This window comes from Simiduia aestuariiviva (genome assembly GCF_014192475.1).
GTDB classification, from domain to species: domain Bacteria; phylum Pseudomonadota; class Gammaproteobacteria; order Pseudomonadales; family Cellvibrionaceae; genus Simiduia; species Simiduia aestuariiviva.
This window is the reverse complement of record NZ_JACHXZ010000005.1, coordinates 21,976-44,293: the sequence shown is the minus strand read 5'-3', so window position 1 is coordinate 44,293 and position 22,318 is coordinate 21,976. Positions and strand designations below refer to the sequence as shown.

Genomic DNA, 22,318 nt, shown 5'->3' with positions numbered 1-22,318 from the left:
CCAAACTTTCTAAATTACATTCTTTCTGTCTCTATATGACATGACCCTGCACGCCAATAAGAATATATACCACTGAATATGCTGTATATGCTTCCGCTTCTGGCCGCCTGCCTAATTAGCGACACCAGGTATTGTTGCGCTTTACGCTCCAGCCGCTTTGATCTATTAAGATCAGAGTCCAATGCGCTTAACTTTTTACGCGACCTTACATAATTAATAAGCATTCTTAGGGTGTTTGATGACAGATTGGCATTATGCATACGCCTATGCATGGCAACCTGGTCGTCAATTACGATGGGGCTAGCCAGCATACATCTGTAAATATGTTCATAATCCTCACAGGCGCGTAGGTTCTCGTCGAAACCACCCACCTTACCTAAAAGCGATCTTCTGTATAATGGTGTTCCCGCTATAGTAAAATTTTCGTCGATGAGTATATCCAGTGCTTTGGACGCATCAAGCACACACCAACCATCAGTAAATGTAAGACTACTAATGTTTCTGCAAGTAGAGAAGTGATCGATAGACTCCTCTACAGCACCGAAATTCATGTAATTTGATACGACCAGCCCACATTGTTCAAACTTAGAAAGTAATGAGACCTGCCTAACTATCTTATCGGGATGATACTTGTCGTCTCCATCCAAAAAACACACAAATTCACCATTTGCAGCTTGCAAACCAGTATTTCTTGGACTCGAACATCCACCACTATTCAATTGTCTAACTAGCGTAACATCATCAAATCGCTTTATAACATCTTGCGTTCTATCCGTTGAGCCATCATCTACCACAATTATTTCAATGTTAGAGTACGACTGCGAGAGACAACTCTCAATTGCATCTGATATCAGACTTTCCAGATTGTAAGCGATTACTACAATGGAAACTAACGGGCTACTTTTCGAGTTATTCATTTCGTCTCCACCCAACTAAGCTTAGGAGCTTTAGAATAATATTTTTTTCTCGGTCTTTAATTTCTATAAACATGTATAGCAAGAACACAGCAGAAACAGAAATGGCGGCTATGACAGAACTGACCCACACTCCGCCATTCAGTGACGCGACATACAGTTGCAGCGGAATCAGAGGAAGTACAACCAAAAGGGGTCTATAAACTAGCACCATTAACCGAAAGCCATCTGATATTTCCAGCTTCCTTATCGCTAGTATCGGATAAAAAATCAGCCGAGAAAGAATAAGTGGTATGGACATGCTTAGCGCGATAGCAATTACATTAGCCTCTAGAATCATGCTACTAAACACTAGCCCAGCAAGCATCAGCGATATTTCAAAAACTGTAATAGCTGCCAGCAGTGCGTGTTTACCGTAGGCATACAGGCAATTATTTAACGGATCGTTCACTAACATAGATAGACGCCCGACAATAAGAATTAGCAATATGATGTATCCCGTCTCTGAGTCATAATCTTCACCCATCCACAGGCTCAAAAGGATTTTCCCAAAGAAAAGATAGAATGCGATGGTTACCGCAGAAAAATAGGCGTTTATTCTTCCAATAATTAATACGTCAGCCACGAGTGAAGATTTACTTTTATCCGAAACATGCGTAGCAAAGATCGGCAATGTGATCCCCAAAACCCTATATAGCATCTGCAGAGAATAGTCCACTAATCGAACCGGAATATAGTAGATAGATACTGCGGTGTAAGAAACAAAAGACCCAATGAAAAATAGATCCATTCTGGATCTCGCCATACTGCCAACATCGATGACTAGTGCCCAAACACTAAACCGATAAAGATCCAATATTTGAAATTTATCTATAAAAATCGTTGATATTTTCATCTCACGAAAAACGTACTTTGACATTACTACAAAAACAATCGTATCGAGCAGGCTTAGGCTCGCTGTTAATGTAGCGACTGCCACGATCTTGTAGTCAGCACTTATTAAAAATATCAACAATCCAGTATGAACCAACTTAAAAATGATCTTGTAGGTTGACTGTATATCGTATCTATAGTGCGCTGAAAAAATTCCTGCAAATGCCTTAGAAGGAAAATCTAATGCCAAGCCAAACCCAATAAGACACAAAACCAATTGATAGTCATTTTCAGATACACCAGAAACCAATTCAGGTGTATAGCTCGTTGCTGCAATAATTATGAAAGTTATGATTAAGAGGCTTATACATGAATATATTAGTAGCGCACTGTTGATAACTTTATTTGCGCCGGCCGAATCTTTCTTCGATATTGCAAGAGTGATATTGCGCGTAACTGCCGATGCAAATCCCAGATCGAAAAGGTACATCATCGCCGTGAAACTACTAAGCAACACCCATAGGCCATACATATCTTTGCCAAGACCGTTAAGCATTATGGGCAGCGTAATAAATCCACATGCAATAGCCACGATAGATTCGAGACCACGCAGTGCAGAACCTTTTACTAATAATGATAAACGCTTCAAAATACAGTTAACCTAACAAAATTCGTTTTAGAACACGTAATCCACTTCTGGAAAAGACGAGATTCGAGTCCGATATTGACCGAAGAAATACAACAAATGCCTGAAACCGCAAGCCATCATCAATGGCGGCGTTGATAAAAGGCTCATAGCGGCGCGCTTTATATCTCCTAGCCTTGAGCAGGCCCCACAGCCCCTTAGGCACATATTTATCAACTACATTGATTTGGTGGCGCAGCGCAGTGCTGTAACTGTTTTTTCGCGTCGTGCTAGTTGGGTGCTTTCTATAGAAGTACAATGGTTCTTGTATAGCCTTGAAATCAAGCGCCTTGCTTAGTCGCAGCCAATTCTCCCAATCGTGCGCTGTTTTAAACCTTGGGTCCCACAACCCTTCGCGCTGTATTATCTCTGTAGGCGCTAGAATTGTGTTGAAGCACGACATTTGGTTAAGCCCTAAGCTGAGCAAGGCATCAAGATATTGAGTATTAGTGAGCTTTTCAGGTGGGTAACTGGTAGATAGCAATTGCCGATCACCTGTTTCTGTAATTAAAAAACGCTGAACAGCTCCCAGTACTGCGGTATCCCTTACCTTTGTGATAATGGCTAACTGTCGATCCAGCTTATCCAATGGCCAGAGATCATCAGAATCTATAAAGGCAATATAGGGCGCCTTTGCCATTTTGATCCCGACGTTTCGCGCATTGGGACTCCCACTATTTTCAATTTTCTTATAGTAAACACGCCCACTGGAAAGATAACGCTCTATTACGGTTGCCGTTTGATCGGTTGAGCCATCATCAACGACAATTAGCTCCAAATTCGAAACCGTTTGGTTTAGAACGGAATCAATTGCTGCACCAATGTATTCGGCAGTGTTGTACGCAGACATCACTACACTCACTTGTGGCTGCACAGTCATCAGTGGCTGCCTCTCGTGATCCATTGATTGACTTTTCTTGCGTAGCCTAACAATCCTCGCTCCAATCGGTAGGTCGTCAACGGCACGCACTGTGTGGCGATTTTCGCTTTGTAATTATCTTTACGACCTGTGCCGGCTAAGAAATCGTAACCAAGCCCCAAGTTAAGCGCTTCTTCTATAGCGTATCCTAAGTGCAACGAACCAAGCTGGACGCTTGTAGCAAAGCGCTCTATGAATCCGGATTGCAGATTATAGCGAGTGCCAGCATAGGTGATATCCAGCAGCACAGAGCAGATAGTCCCTTCCACCTCCATTACCGATAGCTGCGGCTGAACTCCCTCGGCCAATCCCTCACTTAAAAACGCATGCATAAACTGCGCTGTTTCTTGACTGTAACAGTCTTGCATCCATCGATTTCGATGCATTCTGTTCAGGATTTCTACGAAATCTCCCCAGTTATTTAGGTGTAAGGACCTTAGCTGCACCTCGCCCAGCTGCGATAGCCGCTTTCGGTTGCCAAAATAACGCGCTCGAGTAGATCGGCTTAACTGTGCCAAGTAGCTTTCTACTGCCATGGGCGCAATTCGATAACTAAGGTCACATTTTGCCTGAGAAAGCATCGAGCGTGTTTCTCGTGAAAGTTTTACAAGCTCCTCTTCTAGCTCCGCACTTGGTGACATATCTGGTAGATATAGTTGATGCCAAGTAGACCTACTTTTCCTTAAATAATTAAGTAGATCGCCAAGTACAGCAACATCATTAAAACAATTGTATTCAGATCTTGGTGTAGCCAGATAGTTATTACTACATCCCACAGGCACTAACTGCTCGAATCTAACTCCCCGCATCTTTAACGGCGATAAATAGAAGTTACCCTCAAAACATTCGGCATTGCTGTGAGTTAAAGTCAGAACTCGAATGTTTGCACTGTCGCTGTAAGTAGAAAGCCAAGCATTTAGCCAGGCGCGGGTTTTGAAAGGTGATTTAGGGGATTCATACACTACCGGCACAGATTGGTCACTCATATTTTTAACCTGCTGCACCCTTCAGATCTTGCGACCCGGTTCTCCACTCTTGCAATAGAATTCTTGGGCTCTTTGTTCTTAACGCATTGGTAATGCTTAAAGAAGGCCGCTCTACCACCCTGTAAAGTATCAAAGCGGAAAAAAGGCTGACCATAATCGCGAGCAAAAATATTAGAAGTGCCATCCATGGAGTTAAGTTTTCACCTAAAACTGCCTTATTCAAAGATATGAATTTCCAGCCAATATCAGGGTGAATGAGGTACAAGCTATAAGAAATCATGCCCAAGAATTGTAGCGGTTTTGACACTAGCACCTGGTTGCTAAGTCCTAACTTCCAAAGCGAATAAAAACCTATCGCACTGAGTAATGCTGCCAGAATATAGGCTAAGGGCGTTATTGCGATTTGACTTGCAATAAGTATTACGCACCAAATGGTGAAGATAGTTCTTGCCCAAGGCGCCCTAGATATGCAGCAACTTACCAATACACCTAAATAGAAGTAATGCCAGTAACGAACAAAAATGCCGGGCCAAGGGAATTCAATTACTTTCACATCGATAGCGAGCGACCAACAAGCCACCAGCAGAATAATCGAGCCATGCATAAAGGCAGCGGGTCTACTAAGGAATGTACTTATTTTTTCGCAGGCCCACTTGCTGAGCAAGAAAAATAGATAGAACTGAACCTCTAAACACAGCGTCCAATATACAACGGAGATACTTGGCTCGACTGTGAAAATGTCCTGGAGGTAAACGAAATGCAGCAGCACTCCACTCACACTAGGCAAATTAACAGGCTGATCGAAAAGGAATGATTTCGCGAGTGTCGTCGAAATTGCAATTATAATTGCCGCCCAATACGTAGGATCTAACCTAAGACTGCGACGCAGAATAAACATACCGGCGTATCGCTTATCAATGCCCTCTTTTATATTTCGTGAAATCACTAAACCACTGATAACAAAAAATATTGGCACGCCCAAATACCCATAGGACAGCGCTATCATGACCCAGTCCGGCAGTATTTCCGCCAATGGCTCGCGCAATGCGCCACCTAGGTGGAAGAGCACTACAGCGAGCGCGGCAATACCGCGCATGCCATCCACGCTGCCTAGTCGCTCCCTTTTATTCAGCGCCTGCTCCATGCCCAAACGACCCTTATATTGCCGGCGCTTACAACTTTGCCTTCGCGGCAGCTAGGTGCTCTTGAATTTCTTTATTGTTTGGCGCTAGCGCTAAGGCCTGCTCTAAGATGGCATGCCCCTCTTTTACATTGCCCTGCTCGACCAGCATCCACGCGTAGGTATCCATAATGGCCGCGCTGCTAGGTGCAAGCTCAAATGCTTTCTTTGCCATGGGCAGTGCGCGCTCATCACCGCGCTCGTGGTAAATCCAGGCGAGATTATTCAATGCAGCGGGAATATCTGGGGCAAGCGCCAAGGCTTTTTGATACAAGCTTTCGGCTTGGTCCAATTTTCCTTCGCCTTGCATTGTCATCGCTTGAAACAGCACGGGCTTGCTAGACTCTGGTAGCGCGCTCTTCCACTGCTCTAGGAAATCAGCCCCCTTATTTGCGGTGGCTGCCAGTAATTTGAAAATTGCCTCACCGGAAAGATCACTGGGCTGTATTGACCACGCTGCTTGATAGGACCCCAGCGCTTGCTGCGGGTTACCCTTTTGCTCGAATATTTTGCCCTGCAAATAGTGCTTTGCAACGGTCGCGTTTTCGCTTCCCGTGTATTGATCCAGTATTTTCTGTGCGGCGTCACTGTTGCCGGCGTCCAATTCGATCTTGATTAGATTAGCCGTGTAAGTCACATTCTCTGGCGACCATTGCACCGCGCGCAGCATCGCCACTTTCGCACCTTGAACATCGCCCAATTGGTACTTTGCAAACCCTACCTGCTGACTCGCTTCTGCCGCTAAAATCTTAACTTGTGCATTGGTGGCGTTTTTCGACAGTGCCTTTTCCGCTAGCGCCAGCGCTGCTTCAAACTTACGTTGCTCAAACGCTAACCGCGCCATGGTGTAGTCTGGCTGCCAATACTTTGCATCGATGTTCAGGTCGGCCAGGCGCTGCTCGGCTTGTGCGATCTGCCCCCTGCGATGCAGCGTTATTAACCACTGCCCGTAGGCTCTCAATACTGCGGGGTTTATTTTTATGGTTTCTTCCCAAGCCTGCGTGGCCTCAACCAATTTACCCGTGGCCGCATGGGCCTGAGCTAAGCCGGCAAACGCCAAGCCTTTCGTCGTTGGATCATCTTTGGCAATGGCGCGCTCGAAGTGATTTTTCGCTTGGGCGTAGCGATTAGCACCCAACTCAAGCCAACCTTTAAAAAACATGGCCTTGGCGCTGCTTGGGTTTTTAGCCAAATCGCTTTCTATGAGCTGCTGCAATTCTTCTTTTTTATCTGCTGCTGCGAGGGTACGGTAATACACCTGCTGGATGAGGAAGTCGTCCGGCGCATCTTTGTGTGCCTTTTGTAATTGTGCGATAGCCTGGGGAAGGTTGTCTTTCTGAATGTGACTCTTCGCTAAGGCAATGCGCAAGCGCGGCTGGTCCGGATTAAGCGCGAGACTTCGCTCCAACATGATCATTGCTTCGTTGGTATCGTTATTCAACTCCGCCAACGCCAAACCGTAGGTAGACAGCACACCCGCATTGTTGGGTTGCTGTTCAACAGCGGCCTTTAACAACGCCATCGCTTCACCGGAGCGCTTGGCGTTTATTTTTGCAAGCGCAGCCGCTTGTATTACAGATGGCGCAGCAGTTTCTGTATCCACAAACTCATCAAACAGTTGCGACGCATACTCATTTTGACCTTGTTGCTGTGCAACCATACCGAGCAATGTGGCTGAGTTCTTGTCCTGCGGGTAGTCTTCTCGCAATTCTTTCAAGATTGCCGACGCGGTATCGAGATCGCCCCTTATGTAGGAAGACAGCGCCTCTTCAAACTTCTGCTGTGCTTCATAGCTACCGGGGTTCGCATCTGCCAGAATTTTCTGGTAGGTAAAGGCCTCTGCTGAGCGCCCAAGTTGTGTCAAGGTGTCGATTAAGCGCTTTAACACGAATACCTTGTCTGCCAGCATCACATCCGTCGTTGGCAATCCTGATATGGCCTTGGTGTAGGCACGCTCAGCGTCATCCAATCGATTGTAATACATTGATATATCGCCGCTGAGCGTCAACGCATCAAAATAGCTAGCATCAATAGAGAGCAATGTTTTCAGGGACGCCTCAGCCTGATCCGGCTTATTATTCGCGAGGCTTTCAGCGGCACTTAAAAACAAGCTAACAACTTGTGCTTCCTGTCCACCGCGTTTCGAGAGCGAAGCCTTCACTGAATCAAACGCTTTTTGATCCTTCAGGTACAAATAGGCCTCACCCAACAAACGCTGGCGTTCCAACGCTAAGGCTGGATTCAAGTCAGCCGACTGAGCGGTTTCCAATAATTTGCTGGCCGAACGAAATTTTTTGCTGGCAAGGTAGGACTCGGCCAACTCTACTGCTAACTCTGGCGATAACGTCGCACCGGCTTCAACTTTTGGCTCAAGTAACTTCTGGGTCATACCAAAAGCACCAATGCTGTTATAGATACGGGCCAACACCAAATAGCCGTCGTCTTGATCTGGATTGAGCTGTATGACATTGCGCGCTTCCAACATGGCAGCTCGGTATTGCCCTTGGGCTTCATACACTGTTGCCGACTTTAGATGGCGCGCAGACTTTTCTGCGTTCTCTTGCGCGTCATTGCTACAACCCACAGCAAGGACAGACAAAACCAGTAACAAACCGTATTTTTTTATGTGTGTTTTCATGATTGACCCGCCAATCCGTTGAGCAAATTAAAAAGTGTAATTCAATGACACGCCAATGGCGTTTACATCATACTTCGAGCCGCCGTCCACATAGGCGCGCCGCTCAAAGGTATAAAACAATGCTGCTGAAGCCGATGCTGCAATCTTACTTTCCAATTGCAGCCCGGCGCTGTCGCGATCAAAATCCGCTTTTGAGGGCGAGTCAAACGCCTCGCGCCCCCGACTAACCCTGCCGGACAGGGTCATGTATTCGCTTATCCGATACGCCAAGCTCGAGCCCACAACACGCTGTGTGCCATCCTCGGCCAAGCGCCGGTAATCATCGTTGCGCAGGTGCACAAACAGCTTGAATGAGCAGCGGCCACACAAGGAATCCGACTGCCAGTCGGCACTGACAAATTGCCGTTCAATTTGGTCCACACCTACGCCATCATTGTCTGCACCCGGCACCAGGTCATCGGTATTGCCTGCGCCGTAAGAGGAATCCGTAATTTCTTGGTAGGCGGTAACAGAAAACGTCTGGGCGCCCGCCTGATAGATTAAATTACCCCGATAGGTCGGCGCTTGATAATCATCATCACCGTCTGCGAATTGGGCCTCAGTGACACCCGCCATCAGGCTATAACTCAGGCTTCTAAGTTGGGCACTGTAGGTAAGGTGAGCGTAGTCGCTGGAATAGCTGTCTAGCGCGCTGCTCTTATATTCAACCTCTGTGGTTCCGGCAGTAACTTGCAGGCTGTCGGTATTAGAAAAGCGATGATTCCAATAGACCATGCCCCCACGTCGCTCACTGTCTTTGAAAGACTGCTCTTTAAACCTAACATCATCAAAATTGCCTTGCAGTACTAAACGATCAACAGTTGAGATTGCCCATTTAGCACTGGGGATGACGCTATAAATTTGCCTATCGTCCAGGTTGTCTGAAATTTCGGCTGCAGCCGGGGAGTTATATTGTGAGCGCTGGCTGTGTTTGATAATCAGATCCACTGGGTCACTGTCACGGCCTAACTTCAGCTCGGCATTACCCTCTAAGGTATTGCGATTCTCTTGGGAGTCTTCCGCGTAATTTTGGTGATTCAATCGATAGTCAGCGGTAGCACTGGCCCAACCGCCCTGCCAATCTGCCGTGACCGACGCGCTTATACTGTCTTGACGCTCTTCAAGCTGGTTGGTTTCAGCCTTTCTGGCGTTATCAGATAGTTGTGTCTGCACGCCCAGGGTCCCACCGAAAATCTGAGAGGAATCACTCAATGTTTGCGCCAGCACTGGCGCGGACAACACTGGCGCAAGCCCTAATATTATTATGTTGTGTATACGCGTCATCATGCCCACTCCCCTGTGGTTAGACTCATAGCGGTTAAGCTTTTAGTGGTTAAGCTTCTAGTGGTTAAACACCAACCCGGCGAAACGTTTTTTACCCACTGCATCAATACCCGAAAGCACTTCATCTTCAGTTGTGCGGCCAAACGGTACCAGCAAAAGCGCTTGATCACAGTGTTGCGCCAAGATGCGGGCTTCAGTAGATGATTCCACAGATGGCGCATCTAAAATAATAAAGCGATCCGGATAGCGTGCCTTGATTTCGCTGATAAACGTTTTCATTCGCTCAGAGTTGAACAACTCTGCGGCAGACTCATTGGTACCCGCAGTTGGAATGACCCGCACGCGCTCAACGCCTGAGGGATAGATAATTTGCTCAAGCTGTATTTCGTCGTCCATTAAATACTGCGACAAGCCAAAATTAATGACGCCATTCACATAGCGCTCTGCCGAAGAATCGTAGGGGTTACAGTCCACATACAGCGCCGTCTTTTGGGGATCTAAAGCAAAAGTTGCTGCGAGATTAAACGCAAAGAAACTGCCGCCGCCGCCCTCTTTCAACGACGACACCATGACCACCATGTTATCGCCACTGTTTTTCTGTAAGAGTCGAATCCGTACTTCACGAAAGGCATTTAGCACGGCCCGCTGGCGCATGCCCACATACACAACTTTGCGCTCATGAAGCTCATCGTGATTCCACAGGGGTGCCGGCGCCATGTCTTGAATTTTGGCATTGGCAGCCTCTTTCGATACCCCTGACATTGCCTTTTCGACATTTACTTCTTTTAGCATTTCGCCGGCCCCTGCGCTTTTGGCTTTTTCAAAAACTTGCTCAATTTTTTTCTTCACTTTGTCGGTCAGTCCACCCTTGCGCTGCTCAGCCTTTTGTTGCACGACGCTCGACCTTTCGCTTGCCTTCAATGCGTCTAATGATTGATCTTCACCGCCCCCAAGAATCAACGAAAAGGCGTGCGCCTCTCTGTGCTTTCCCTGTTTGGTAAGCGCTTCAATCAATTGCGTTATTGCAACTGCTTTATCAAGACTAATAACGCTCTCTTTCGGCAGCGTCTTTAAAGCCGCACGGACATAGATTTCCGCCTTTGAGTACTGCGCCTTTCCCATTGCAATCGCGCTTTGCAGCATCAGCGACCTAAAGTGTGTGGGATGCTCCTTCAACAGACGATCTAAGGTGGCTTTTGCCTGCGCAATATCTCCCTGCTTTAGCGCACTGTCTGCCTTAGCAAATTGTTGCTCTACATCTGCCACAGTTTGCCTAGCCTCTGTTGGCGCCACTTTACGTTCACTGAGCGACGATTTATTAGATGGCCCCATAAGCGTCACTTAAAGTGCAACCTCATACCAATAAACCGCCAACCCCGCATAGGCAGCCATGGCCAACACCGCTAATAGAGCCAAGAGCAATATATCTTTGCGCAGGATTCGCCTAGCAATTGGAGAGTCATAGTGAGGGATAACACCCACTAACTCGATCTCAGGAGGCAACTGCTGCTGCAAAACACGTGCTGACCGAAAGTGCGGGTCAACCAAAATTAATAGCATGATTAATCCGAATGGCGCCAACAAGCCTAGGAAAGGCCCGACCACCGCAAAATGGATGTAACTGATGCCCGACGGTGACAGCGGAAATGTCGCTGGGTCTTGAATGCGGTAGGTAACACCCTGCCCCTCTTGATCGAGAGTCATAGACAGTCGTGCTGACTCCTTGCGCTGGAGCATTTCTTCGTACACATCGCGGGTTACATTGTAGTCACGCGTCAATTCCGACAACTGCGCCTGATTGGCTGCAACTCGCTGGGCCCGCTCTTTTTCTTGCTCCAGTAATTTCTCTAATGATTGCATTCGGCGCACTTGCGCGCGCAAGTCCACCTCGGCCAGCGAGAGCTGCTTTCTGAGTTCTTCATACAGCGGGTTCTCGACATCTTTGCCGTAGACCTCACCGCTTTGCTTGGCCTGATTTATCAGCGAATCGAGCTCACCAATTTGGCTCCTCAGTGAAATCACGTCTGGGTAGTTTTCTTGATAACTCAGCAGCATTTGTTCCAATTGATTGGTAAGCGCCTGCCTACGACGCATCAACTCATCGACCTGGCCTTTCGCTTGTAAGTACTGCCCCTCGTCGGCCAGCTGCTGCTTAGTTGTTTTTATCCGAGATTGGGATTCTTCTATTCCGATGGTCAGCGTTTCAATATCTATTCGGAGCTGACCCATGCGCGCGGCGACAGACGCCTCGGTGCCATCCAGATTTTTAGACTTAAAATCTTTGAGGCGCTCTTCGGCAAGCTCTAGCTGGCGCTTGTATGACTGCACTTGAGCGTCGATAAAGTTAAAGGCGCCCAGGCTTTCTTCACGCTTTTTCTTTTCCGTGTTCTCTATGAATGCGGAAGTAATGGCATACAACAACTCAAAGGACTGATCGGGCGAGGGGTCTGAGTAGCTCACCGTAAAATAATTGTTTTTATCTGGCTTTACTTTTAGCCCTGCCCGGATTTTCTTAATCGCCCGATCTTTTTCTTCTGGTAGGCTATTTTGGTCGATCATACCGACCTCTTTAGCGGCTGCCTCCATGATGATGCGTGCATAAATGATTTCACGCGCTTGCTGCGAGTGATCGACATCGGTTACCGCAGCGCGACCTTTAAGCAAGGGCTCAATGATGTTGGTGACATCTGAGTAAAGCACCACACTGGTGGTGTATTTGCTGGGCCACAGCATGCCCACACCTAACACCAGAAAACTTACCACCAAGAAAACGCTGATCACGGATACTCGAAAGCGAATAAACTCCGCCTTCACAGCAGCCAGCATTTCCTTTAAATAAACCTTATCCATCATTCAAACTCTTGGCACTTTGCCGATAAAGAATTAAAAAACGCGCTCTGGCACCGTTACGATGTCTGACGGCTGCAATGGGTAATTGGTGCTGACATCGCCTTTATTGAGCAGATCGTCTAATCGAACGGGGAATATTTTCATCTCACCGTTTATTTTTCTGTACAGTTTTGCGTTGTTAGACGATGCAAAATCATTTGCACCACCCGCCATCAGCACGAGATCGAGAACGGTCATGCCTTCGCGAAAGGGAATTGATTGGGGCGCCTGAACTGCACCAGTAATTCGAACACGGCGCTGAAAATCCGAGCTGCTTGGATTCGCTACGATCACCGTTACCTGCGGGTTTCTTACGTAGCTTTTCAAGCCCACTACAATATTGTCGGACAATTCGATGGGCGTAAGGCCGGCAGCGACAATGTCGCCCACAAGGGGCATGGAGATTTTTCCATCGGGCCGAACCGGCACCGCCAGAGACAACTCTTGGTTGCGCCACACGTTGATTTGCAGTGCATCACCCACACCAATGCGATACTCCTGAACGTCGCTCATGGTTGCCACAGGCGGCGGTGCAACGGATTTATTGCTCGCACAGGCCACAGCCAACATGGCGCCCACTAACACGACACACCACTTCGTCACTTTCAACATTTTTCCATTCCCCCAAAGCCGGTTCATTCAGTGCACCCCTTTTCCTAGCAATATTATTTCTACCGTTTGTACCAAAATAAGCATATCCATAAAAAAGCTTTTGTTCTTGGCGTAGTAGAGGTCGTATTCCAGTTTGTTTTTAGCATCCTCCACTGACGCACCGTAGGGATACTTAAGCTGCGCCCACCCCATTAAACCGGGCTTAACTTTGTGGCGCGTGCTGTAGAAAGGAATTTCTTCTATTAATTGCTCAACAAACTGGGGCCGTTCTGGCCGCGGGCCCACAAAGCTCATGTGGCCCATAATAACGTTGTAAAGTTGTGGCAGCTCATCTAAGCGAGTGTTGCGAATGAACGCACCTACGCGGGTCACTCGCGCATCATTTTTTTGCGCCCAAACCGCTTGCCCAGCCTTTTCTGCATCTTGACGCATGCTGCGAAATTTATAGATTTTGAATACGCGCCCATTGAGCCCGACTCGCTCCTGCGAATACAGGACGCTGCCAGGACTTTCCAATTTCACGGCGATGGCCGTTAACAGCATAAAGGGCCACAAGACCGCGAGAAATAACAGCGATACCACTAAATCAAAGGCCCGCTTAATAAATAGATGGCGCTTGGAATTCTTAAAGCCGTCAGAGAAGAGCAGCCAGGAGGGTCGCAACATATCGACATCAATGCGGTTCAGTTCACGCTCACAAAAGCTCAGCACGTCCGTTGAGCCGACGCCTGCCACTTTGCAATCTAGCAACTCATTGACCGGCAGGCCCGCGCCCTGCGACTGACGGCGACTTTCATCTGGCGCAATTACGATTTCAGATATTTGCTCTCGCTTGACGTAGTCAACCCAGTCTGAGGGCTCTGTACGCACTAGATGCGCAGCCACTTTAATCTCATCACCGGCGCTAGCCACACAGCCCACTACGCGCACGCCGAGCCTGCTGCTGCCCGCCTCCAGCTCCGTGAGCAGCGCCTGCGCCCGCTGGCCAGCACCAAACACAAGCACTCGACGCCGCAAATTGGCGGTATCCACAAAGCCGAGGAAGAGCGCCCTTACGCAGAACACCACGAAGGTCGCCGCCAACACGCCCCAGAACACCAAGCTGCGATCGATGAAGTCGCCACCGGCCAGTAAGTTGACAAAGTAAAGGCTCAAGCTGCCAAGCAGAAAGAAGCTCACCAGAGTACGCAATACCATGCTCGCGTACCCTTCACGCACGAGCGCGATGTACACGCCCATAGACAGGGTGCAACAACTCAAAATAAAGGCAAAAAGCAGGAGCGGGGCCAGCTCCCCTAGGCTTAGGGACCAGCCAGGCGAGGCATCCAATAGCAACAGCTGAAGATGCTGGGCAACCCACGCGACGCCGATGAGCAAGCAGGTTTCAACAGCACCAAGCACGACAAAGTGCTGGTGGATATAGTGTTTATTGAGGCGGATATATGACACCCTAAATCCCTTTTTCTAGATACATCCTGTTTGGGCCTCTACCGAGCCCATTGTTCTTTGGCCGCACCCTCTATATTGCGACCAATACAGCCCAGCATTATATCTGTTTTCTCGGCAAATGCCCGAACCTTTAGTATGATTATTTTTCGACCAATTCTGGTTCGCAGTCATACACGGGTTCCACGAAATTGTGGTAACTTACGCGCCTCAGAATGGTGCCAGAATTAAGGACAGCGGCTCATGCTCCCAAGCTCCCCCAACGTTTGTATTATCGGCTTAGGCTACGTAGGCCTACCGCTAGCGGTAGAATTTGGCAAACAGCTGCCAACCCTAGGGTTCGACATTCACGCCGAGCGCGTTACGGCACTACAGGACGGTCGTGACCACACACTCGAAATCAGCCGTGAAGAACTCGGTGAAGCGCAGCAGCTGCACTTTACTTATACCGAAAATGATATAAAAAACCGAGACGTATATATCGTAACGGTTCCAACGCCTATAACTGCGGCCAAACAACCCGATTTGACGCCCCTCGAAAAGGCCTCCGAACTGCTGGGCCGCGTAATCGCAAAAAACGCGATTGTGATCTTTGAATCTACGGTATTCCCTGGCTGCACCGAAGAAGTGTGCATCCCGATTATCGAGCGCATCTCTGGCCTTACGTACAATCGAGACTTCTTCGCCGGCTATAGCCCCGAGCGCATCAACCCTGGCGACAAAGAGCACCGGGTCCACAACATTACCAAGGTGACTTCTGGCTCCACGCCTGAAGTTGCAGACTATGTCGACGCCCTGTACCGACGCATCGTCACCGTCGGCACCCATAAGGCGAGCAGCATTAAGGTAGCCGAAGCTGCCAAAGTTATTGAAAACACCCAGCGCGACATCAATATCGCACTCATTAACGAACTGGCGCTGATCTTTAAGCGCTTGGACATCGACACCCTAGAAGTGTTGGAAGCCGCGGGCACCAAGTGGAACTTTTTGCCTTTTCGCCCGGGCTTGGTAGGCGGCCACTGCATCAGTGTGGACCCCTACTACCTCACTTACCGCGCACAACAGGTGGGCTATAACCCCGAGGTTATTCTGGCGGGTCGGCGCATTAACGATGGCATGGGCGCATTTGTTGCTGAATCCGTCATCAAACTCATGACCCAGCGCAAGGTCCACGTGGTTGGCAGTCGCATCCTTATCATGGGGCTTGCGTTCAAAGAAAACTGCCCAGATCTGCGCAACACCCGCGTGGTGGACATCATTGCCGAATTAAAAACCTACCATGCAGACATCGATGTTTACGACCCTTGGGTTGACGCCGATGCCGCACAACACGAATACGGATTAACGTTGGTCGAATCACCAAAAGCATCTACCTATGATGCCATTATTTTGTGTGTCGGCCATCGCGAGTTTCGCGATATGGGCGGTGATGCGATACGCGCACTCGGTAAAGATGGTGCAGTGCTTTACGACGTAAAACACATACTGCCCAAATCAGCGGTGGATGCGCGCCTTTAATGCGCCCATAGTTACAGTCGCTACACCCAAATTCGCTCTAGAGATCGACACATGAAAGTACTCATCACCGGCGCCGCCGGATTTATTGGCTCTACGTTGGCACATAGGCTGCTCGATCGCGGCGATGAAGTGCTAGGTTTAGATAACTTAAACGACTACTACGACGTGACGTTAAAGCATGCGCGCCTTGCACGCCTTACGTCACGGGAAGGTTTCCAGTTCGAACAACTCAGCATCGAAGACAAGCCGAGCTTAGACAACGCATTTAAAAACTATGCGCCAGATCGCGTGGTTAACTTAGCGGCTCAAGCGGGCGTTCGCTACTCACTGGAAAATCCACAGGCATACCTAGATGCCAACATCACCGGCTTCCTGAACGTGCTGGAAGCCTGTAGGCACATCGGCACAGAACACCTCGTCTATGCATCCAGCAGCTCCGTCTATGGTGCCAACACGGCAATGCCGTTTTCTGTGCACAACAATGTAGATCACCCGGTAAGTCTTTACGCAGCCAGTAAAAAAACGAACGAGCTGATGGCCCACACTTACAGCCATTTGTTCAACATCCCCACCACGGGCTTGCGCTTCTTCACCGTGTACGGCCCCTGGGGTCGCCCCGACATGGCGCTGTTTATTTTCACGCGGAAAATTTTGGCCGGCGAACCCATCGATGTTTTTAACTATGGCAATCACCGTCGCGACTTCACCTATATTGACGACATTGTAGAAGGCGTTGTGCGCACGCTGGATCACACCGCTCCCAGCAACACCAACTGGAACGGTGACACACCCGACCCAGCCACATCAAAGGCGCCTTACCGCCTGTACAATATCGGCAGCAATAATCCGACAGAGCTATTGCGATACATAGAAATTTTGGAAGACTGCCTTGGTAAAAAAGCCACCAAAAACCTGCTGCCGCTCCAACCGGGCGACGTGCCAGACACCTTTGCAGATGTTGATGCACTAATTCAGGATGTTGACTATAAACCCAGCACCCCCATTGAAGTGGGCGTCGAACGCTTTGTGAAATGGTACCGCGACTATTACAAAGTTTAAGGCAGGGACAGCACAATGACAGCCGGTGCAGAACGCAGCCTTACCCATGCCATGACCGTCGACGTGGAGGACTACTTTCACGTTGCCGCATTTAACAAGGTGATTGACCCAAAAGATTGGGATCAGTGGCCCAGCCGCGTCGAACGCAACACGGACGAATTACTCCAGCTATTTAATGACGCCAATTTAAAAATAACTTTTTTTATTTTGGGTTGGGTAGCCGAGCGACACCCCGAGCTTGTTCAGCGCATACATAATGCGGGGCACGAAATAGCCTCACACGGCTATAGCCATCAATTAATCTACAAGCAAACCCCTGACGTTTTCCGCGAGGAGACAAGGCGTTCAAAACAAATTTTAGAAGATTTAACCGGCGCGGCGGTAAAGGGTTATCGCGCTGCCAGCTACTCGATTACGCGCCAATCATTATGGGCGTTAGATATATTGGCCGACCAGGGCTTTACTTGGGACTCCAGCATATTCCCAACACGCCATGACAACTACGGCATTCCCGGCAGCCCCGAGGAGCCCTACACAATTATTACGCAATCGGGGGCAACTCTGACTGAATTCCCCCTGACAACTGCAAAAGTGCTGGGGCAATCCATACCGGCAGCCGGTGGCGGCTATTTCCGCCAGTACCCATACGCGCTATCGCGCTGGCTCTTCAATCGCGCGAGCAACAACCAAGCTAAGCCGCAAATTTTTTACTTGCACCCGTGGGAAATCGATCCCGATCAACCACGCGTTCCGGGCGCCAGCTGGTTTTCACGATTTCGGCACTACACCAATTTATCGCGCTGCAAAAATAGATTGGAAATGTTAATTAACGACTTTCCCTTTGGCACGCTTAGCGACAGCCTGCGCGACGCGCCCATCACGCAAGTGTTAGACCTACGTGATGGAGCGAAAAACAGTTTTCAGCTGCGCCCGTAGCGATCATCAAAACGAACGATATCATCTTCACCCAGATATCCGCCGGTTTGAATCTCAATCAACTCCAAGGGAATTTTGCCTGGGTTTTCGAGAGAGTGGATGTCACCAATAGGGATATAGGTGGACTCATTCTCGCTAATCAACTGCTCTTTATCGCCCACTCGCACTTTCGCCGTTCCCGACACCACAACCCAGTGCTCTGCCCTGTGATAATGCATTTGCGTTGATAGCTTCTGACCTGGATTCACGGTAATTCGCTTCACCTGATAACGCCCATCGATCACCAACCCATGATACTTGCCCCACGGACGATGCACTTCCCGGTGCCAATCCACTTCTGGCCGCCCTGCGCGCGCAAGCTTATCAACTATTTTTTTGACTTCCTGCGCACGATCAGCGCGGGTTACCATCACTGCGTCGTCTGTTTCCACAATCACAAGGTCGTCAACACCCACCGCAGTAACGAGTCTGGACTGCGAGTGAATCAGGGTGTTGTGACAATCAACCGTCAAGGCATCGCCACGCAATACATTATTATCGGCGTCTGGCTGACTGATACTCCACAACGCAGACCAACTGCCCACATCATTCCAAATCGCAGGAAAGCGCACTACTTGCGCACGATCAGTGCGCTCCATCACTGCGTAATCGATTGAAATAGATTGCAATCGACTAAATGGCTCTGCCGCCAAGCGAGTAAACGTAAGATCGGTCTGTGCTTCGCTAAGTGCCGCCTGAGTCAAGGCGTGAATTTCTGGCTCAAACGCGGCAAGCTCGCGCAGATACGCATCTGCGCGAAACATAAACATGCCGCTGTTCCATAAATAATTACCATCAGCAACATAGGCCGTGGCTTTTTCTAGGCTGGGCTTTTCAACGAATTCTGCCACTGCCGAGACTTCTTCACCGGTGGCCGCTCGAATGTAACCGTAGCCCGTTTCGGGCTCACTCGGCTCTATACCAAAGGTTACGAGATCACCTGCCGCCGCTAGCTCCGCACCTTGCGCAACTTTTGCTCCAAATAGATTGGCATCGCTGATCACATGGTCAGACGGCAACACCAGCATGATGGCCTCTGGCTGCTCCTGCGCCAACATCCAAGCGGCTGCAGCAATTGCCGGCGCGGTATTTTTACCTTCTGGCTCCAGCAAAATACTTTTTGGCGTTACCCCGATTGCTCGCGCCTGCTCCGCAATTAAAAAACGGTGCTCTTCATTGCACAGCAACACGGGGGCTTCATTTGTTATCGCACAACGCTTTAGCGTGGCTTGAAGCAAGCTATCACCCGCCCCCTGCAAATCGATGCACTGCTTAGGGTAGCGAGAACGAGAGAGCGGCCATAAACGACTGCCGACGCCGCCAGCCAAAATTACCGGAACAATGTGGTGTGTCATAAAAAATCCTTTTAACTGCTTACGGCAGTCAATATAACGCTGGCGTCACATGATTTTGCGCGCAGCCAAACCCTTTGGTTATTTCATCCGAACTCAGGAAATTCCTAGAAGGGAATATCGTCATCAAAGCTATCAAATCCACCCGCCTGAGGCGCTGATTGCTGCTGCGGCGCTTGTTGTTGAGGCGCCTGCTGCGGGGCCGCCTGTGGTGGCTGCTGATAGCCACCTTGCTGTGGCGCTGGCTGGCGCTGCTGGGGGGCTTGATTTTGATTACTTTGATCGTAACCGCCCTGACTGAATCCGCCCTCACCTCGACTGTCCAGCATTTGCATTTCGCTAGCGACGATCTCTGTGGTGTAGCGATCTTGGCCGTCTTGGCCCTGCCACTTGCGGGTACGCAGTGAGCCTTCGACGTAGACTTTGCTGCCCTTTTTCAAATACTCGCCCGCAATCTCAGCCAGGCGATTAAAGAATACGACGCGATGCCACTCGGTGCGCTCTTGCTGCTGGCCAGTGTTTTTGTCTTTCCAAGATTCCGACGTGGCAATGCTCACGTTGGTCACTGCGCCACCACTGGGCATGTATTTGGTTTCTGGGTCTTGCCCGAGGTTGCCAACCAAAATTACCTTATTAATGCCTCTAGCCATGTTGCATTCCCCTCTTTATCAATTTGGTAATGTTCTAATTTTGAGGCCATCTAAACATCGGCCCATTAACGTGTCGAGTTATATTAAACGGATTCTGCCGGGCGCCATTCATAGCTCGCCAACAGGGCCGTATTGAAGGTCCGGCCATCCACTTGGACCAGCGCCACACAATCGCTATCGACCCAAGTCACCTGTTTGACCCCCGGCATTTCGGCCAACCCTTGCAGCGCCAGCTGATCCCCTTCTTTGGGTAGCCGCACACTGTAGCGAACGGGCTTCGCCGGCGGCGTTTGAAATAACGATACTATCAACCAAAGCAACAGCACCACCGCGCACAAGCCAAACACGGCTGCCATGCCCGCCACCTGAAGCACCCAACCACCCACAGCGCCGCCTAAAAAGGCTCCGGTGAACTGCCAGGTTGAATAAACGCCTGTCGCAGTGCCTTTTAATTCTGGCGAAGCTACCTTACTTACCCACGAGGGCAACGTGGCCTCCAGCAAATTGAACGCCATGAAAAACGCGAACAGGGCTACAACTGCGGTGACTGCAGACCCAGACAACCCCCACAGGCCCAGCTGAACACACAGCAACAACCCAATGGCCGATGTATAGACGAGCTTAACCTTGCCCATCCGCTCCCCCAAAATCATAAAGGGCAGCATCGCGAGGAAGGACAACAACATAACTGGCAAATAGATCCAGCCATGCACTTCCCGCCCCCAGCCATTGAGCTCTAAATAGCGTGGCAGCACGATAAATGCCGCCATCAAGACAAAATGCAGCGCAAAAATACCGAAATTCAAACGCCACAGCTCTGCGTCTCGCAATACCGTGCGCCACTCGCGATCTTTCGGCTGCCGCAGTGGCGGGGGCTGGGGAACACGCCGCCACAGCAACCACAAGCCCACAATCGAAAAGCCTGCGGTCGCCCAAAACAGCCCCGACAGCCCAACACTCTCGGTCACCAAAGGGCCCAGTATCAGCGCCAATGCAAAGGAAACACCTATGGATGCACCTATTAACGCCATGGCTTTGGTACGGTTTTCCTCGGCAGTTAAATCCGCTACTAAGGCCATAATCACGCTGGCGATAGCCCCGCAGCCCTGAAGGAAACGACCCAATATGAGCCCATATACGCTGTCCGCCGTCGCCGCCACCACGCTGCCCAACCCAAAGAGGATCAACCCAAAGGCAATCATGGGCTTGCGGCCGATTTTGTCAGACAAAAAGCCGAACGGAATCTGAAGCATGGCTTGGCTGAAGCCGTAGACGCCGAGGGCCAACCCCAATAGCGCTGGCGTTGCGCCTTGGTACGACTGGCCATATAGGGACAAGACCGGCAACACCATAAACAATCCCAGCATTCTGAATACATAGAGGCCGGCCAATGGCAAAACGGCTTGGCGTTCAAAAGGGGGGTTCACGGATGCACTAACCTTGTTCACTGATTCGGAGATGAGCCGGCCATTCTAGCAAAAGCTGGCGCTCTGCGGGGCACTTCAATGGCAGGCAGGCTTTAGCGCAATTTGGTCTGGGCACGTCATTATCTATAACTATCTCTTCTTTCGCGCTAATTGCTTAGAAGCGTGGCGATCGCTATAGTGAAATGATTAGAATTTGAACAATTCTAGGCGGCGCCAGCCAATGCCTTGAGACAACCCTGTTGAAAGATATGCAGCCGGCTACTCAACAATAAATCACATCAGGATGTAGCGATGAAAACACTGACACGCGGCCTGCTTGGCCTTGCCTTAATTGGCTCAATGGCCCAAGCCGATACACCTCTAAAAGACGCCAGCCAGGCTGCCGCAGCCCTTGAAAGTAGCCTGAGCTACGCCGATGAGGCCATCATGGCCGCCACCTCTCAAGAGGCCATCAACAGCCTAACCGCCTCCATCGCTGAAGCCGACCTAATCATTGCGCTTGCCGAAGCCGATTTCGCCATTCGCGATGTGAGCCGGCAGGAAGCCTTTAACCAATTGGCGGCCGCCATTGTTAGTGCTGAATTTGCCATTGCGAGCACAGAGGCCCAAGTGGCCATAAACGCGGTGTCTGACGACCAGCTGCTCAATGAATTGGAATCCACCCTGGCCAGTGCCGACGCCGAGCACGCCAATGACATGATCCGCGCGGTTGTCTCCGAGCGGCCCATGCTCGCCGCTGCGGTACAAGATCGCGCACTGTCCGTTGGCCTAGACGAAGTGATGGTTGCCCACGCCTTAACAGCGGGATTCAGCGAAGCCGCAGCCACTGCTGCAGGCAAGTAGCCACAGCAGCACGGAAGTCTTAAAAAAGC

At 49.7% G+C, this 22,318-nt stretch carries 18 protein-coding genes; 4 read left to right on the top strand and 14 right to left on the bottom strand.

The features are described from left to right. Positions 1–14: 14 nt before the first annotated feature. From FHS30_RS16220 to FHS30_RS16170, 11 genes are all read right to left on the bottom strand, one after another. Complete coding sequence (locus FHS30_RS16220) at positions 15–917, bottom strand: glycosyltransferase family 2 protein (RefSeq protein ID WP_183911577.1); 903 nt, start codon at positions 915–917, stop codon at positions 15–17. Continuing rightward, complete coding sequence (locus FHS30_RS16215; RefSeq protein WP_183911576.1) at positions 910–2,436, bottom strand: lipopolysaccharide biosynthesis protein; 1,527 nt, start codon at positions 2,434–2,436, stop codon at positions 910–912. The genes FHS30_RS16220 and FHS30_RS16215 overlap by 8 nt, the downstream gene beginning before the upstream one ends. A gap of 7 nt (positions 2,437–2,443) precedes the next feature. Then, positions 2,444–3,352: a glycosyltransferase family 2 protein gene (locus tag FHS30_RS16210; RefSeq protein ID WP_183911575.1), complete on the bottom strand. Its 909-nt coding sequence runs from the start codon at positions 3,350–3,352 to the stop codon at positions 2,444–2,446. Beyond that, positions 3,352–4,377 (bottom strand): GNAT family N-acetyltransferase, encoded by a 1,026-nt coding sequence (locus FHS30_RS16205; protein ID WP_183911574.1) that lies wholly within the window; start codon positions 4,375–4,377, stop codon positions 3,352–3,354. The genes FHS30_RS16210 and FHS30_RS16205 overlap by 1 nt, the downstream gene beginning before the upstream one ends. A 4-nt stretch (positions 4,378–4,381) precedes the next feature. Then, positions 4,382–5,521, bottom strand: coding sequence for an acyltransferase family protein (locus FHS30_RS16200; protein WP_183911573.1), 1,140 nt, complete (start codon positions 5,519–5,521; stop codon positions 4,382–4,384). Positions 5,522–5,549: 28 nt separating this feature from the next. Beyond that, a complete protein-coding gene (locus tag FHS30_RS16195) occupies positions 5,550–8,195 on the bottom strand; it encodes a tetratricopeptide repeat protein (RefSeq protein ID WP_183911572.1) in 2,646 nt (881 codons plus the stop codon). Between the two features lie 27 nt (positions 8,196–8,222). Further along, positions 8,223–9,407 carry a porin family protein gene (locus tag FHS30_RS16190; RefSeq protein WP_183911571.1) on the bottom strand — a complete coding sequence of 395 codons (1,185 nt, stop codon included), beginning with the start codon at positions 9,405–9,407 and terminating at the stop codon, positions 8,223–8,225. A gap of 168 nt (positions 9,408–9,575) precedes the next feature. Further along, complete coding sequence (locus FHS30_RS16185) at positions 9,576–10,850, bottom strand: CpsD/CapB family tyrosine-protein kinase (protein ID WP_183911570.1); 1,275 nt, start codon at positions 10,848–10,850, stop codon at positions 9,576–9,578. 9 nt (positions 10,851–10,859) lie between these two features. Continuing rightward, a complete protein-coding gene (locus FHS30_RS16180; RefSeq protein WP_246341400.1) occupies positions 10,860–12,371 on the bottom strand; it encodes an XrtA system polysaccharide chain length determinant in 1,512 nt (503 codons plus the stop codon). Between the two features lie 30 nt (positions 12,372–12,401). After that, the gene (locus FHS30_RS16175; RefSeq protein WP_425502409.1) at positions 12,402–12,920 is read right to left on the bottom strand and encodes an XrtA/PEP-CTERM system exopolysaccharide export protein; all 519 of its coding nucleotides are present in this window, start codon (positions 12,918–12,920) and stop codon (positions 12,402–12,404) included. A gap of 126 nt (positions 12,921–13,046) precedes the next feature. Further along, positions 13,047–14,468 carry a TIGR03013 family XrtA/PEP-CTERM system glycosyltransferase gene (locus FHS30_RS16170; protein ID WP_183911568.1) on the bottom strand — a complete coding sequence of 474 codons (1,422 nt, stop codon included), beginning with the start codon at positions 14,466–14,468 and terminating at the stop codon, positions 13,047–13,049. A 240-nt stretch (positions 14,469–14,708) separates the two neighbouring features. Here FHS30_RS16170 and tviB point away from each other — a divergent pair, with 240 nt between their 5' ends. The 3 genes from tviB to FHS30_RS16155 are packed head-to-tail and all read left to right on the top strand — an operon-like array spanning position 14,709 to position 17,978. Next, positions 14,709–15,983, top strand: coding sequence for a Vi polysaccharide biosynthesis UDP-N-acetylglucosamine C-6 dehydrogenase TviB (gene tviB, locus FHS30_RS16165; protein ID WP_183911567.1), 1,275 nt, complete (start codon positions 14,709–14,711; stop codon positions 15,981–15,983). Between the two features lie 51 nt (positions 15,984–16,034). After that, on the top strand, positions 16,035–17,042 hold the full coding sequence (locus tag FHS30_RS16160) for an NAD-dependent epimerase (RefSeq protein WP_183911566.1): 1,008 nt from the start codon (positions 16,035–16,037) through the stop codon (positions 17,040–17,042). Positions 17,043–17,057: 15 nt separating this feature from the next. Then, positions 17,058–17,978 carry an XrtA system polysaccharide deacetylase gene (locus tag FHS30_RS16155; protein ID WP_183911565.1) on the top strand — a complete coding sequence of 307 codons (921 nt, stop codon included), beginning with the start codon at positions 17,058–17,060 and terminating at the stop codon, positions 17,976–17,978. Here the strand turns inward: FHS30_RS16155 and FHS30_RS16150 are convergent. The 3 genes from FHS30_RS16150 to FHS30_RS16140 form a co-directional block, all read right to left on the bottom strand. After that, on the bottom strand, positions 17,963–19,372 hold the full coding sequence (locus tag FHS30_RS16150; protein WP_183911564.1) for a mannose-1-phosphate guanylyltransferase/mannose-6-phosphate isomerase: 1,410 nt from the start codon (positions 19,370–19,372) through the stop codon (positions 17,963–17,965). The genes FHS30_RS16155 and FHS30_RS16150 overlap by 16 nt on opposite strands. Positions 19,373–19,476: 104 nt before the next feature. Continuing rightward, entirely contained in the window at positions 19,477–20,019 is a 543-nt protein-coding gene (ssb, locus tag FHS30_RS16145; protein WP_183911563.1) for a single-stranded DNA-binding protein, read from the bottom strand. 83 nt (positions 20,020–20,102) lie between these two features. Further along, positions 20,103–21,446, bottom strand: coding sequence for an MFS transporter (locus FHS30_RS16140; RefSeq protein ID WP_343049244.1), 1,344 nt, complete (start codon positions 21,444–21,446; stop codon positions 20,103–20,105). Between the two features lie 291 nt (positions 21,447–21,737). Between FHS30_RS16140 and FHS30_RS16135 the strand changes: the two genes are divergently transcribed. After that, positions 21,738–22,289, top strand: coding sequence for a hypothetical protein (locus FHS30_RS16135; protein WP_183911562.1), 552 nt, complete (start codon positions 21,738–21,740; stop codon positions 22,287–22,289). Positions 22,290–22,318 lie beyond the last annotated feature (29 nt).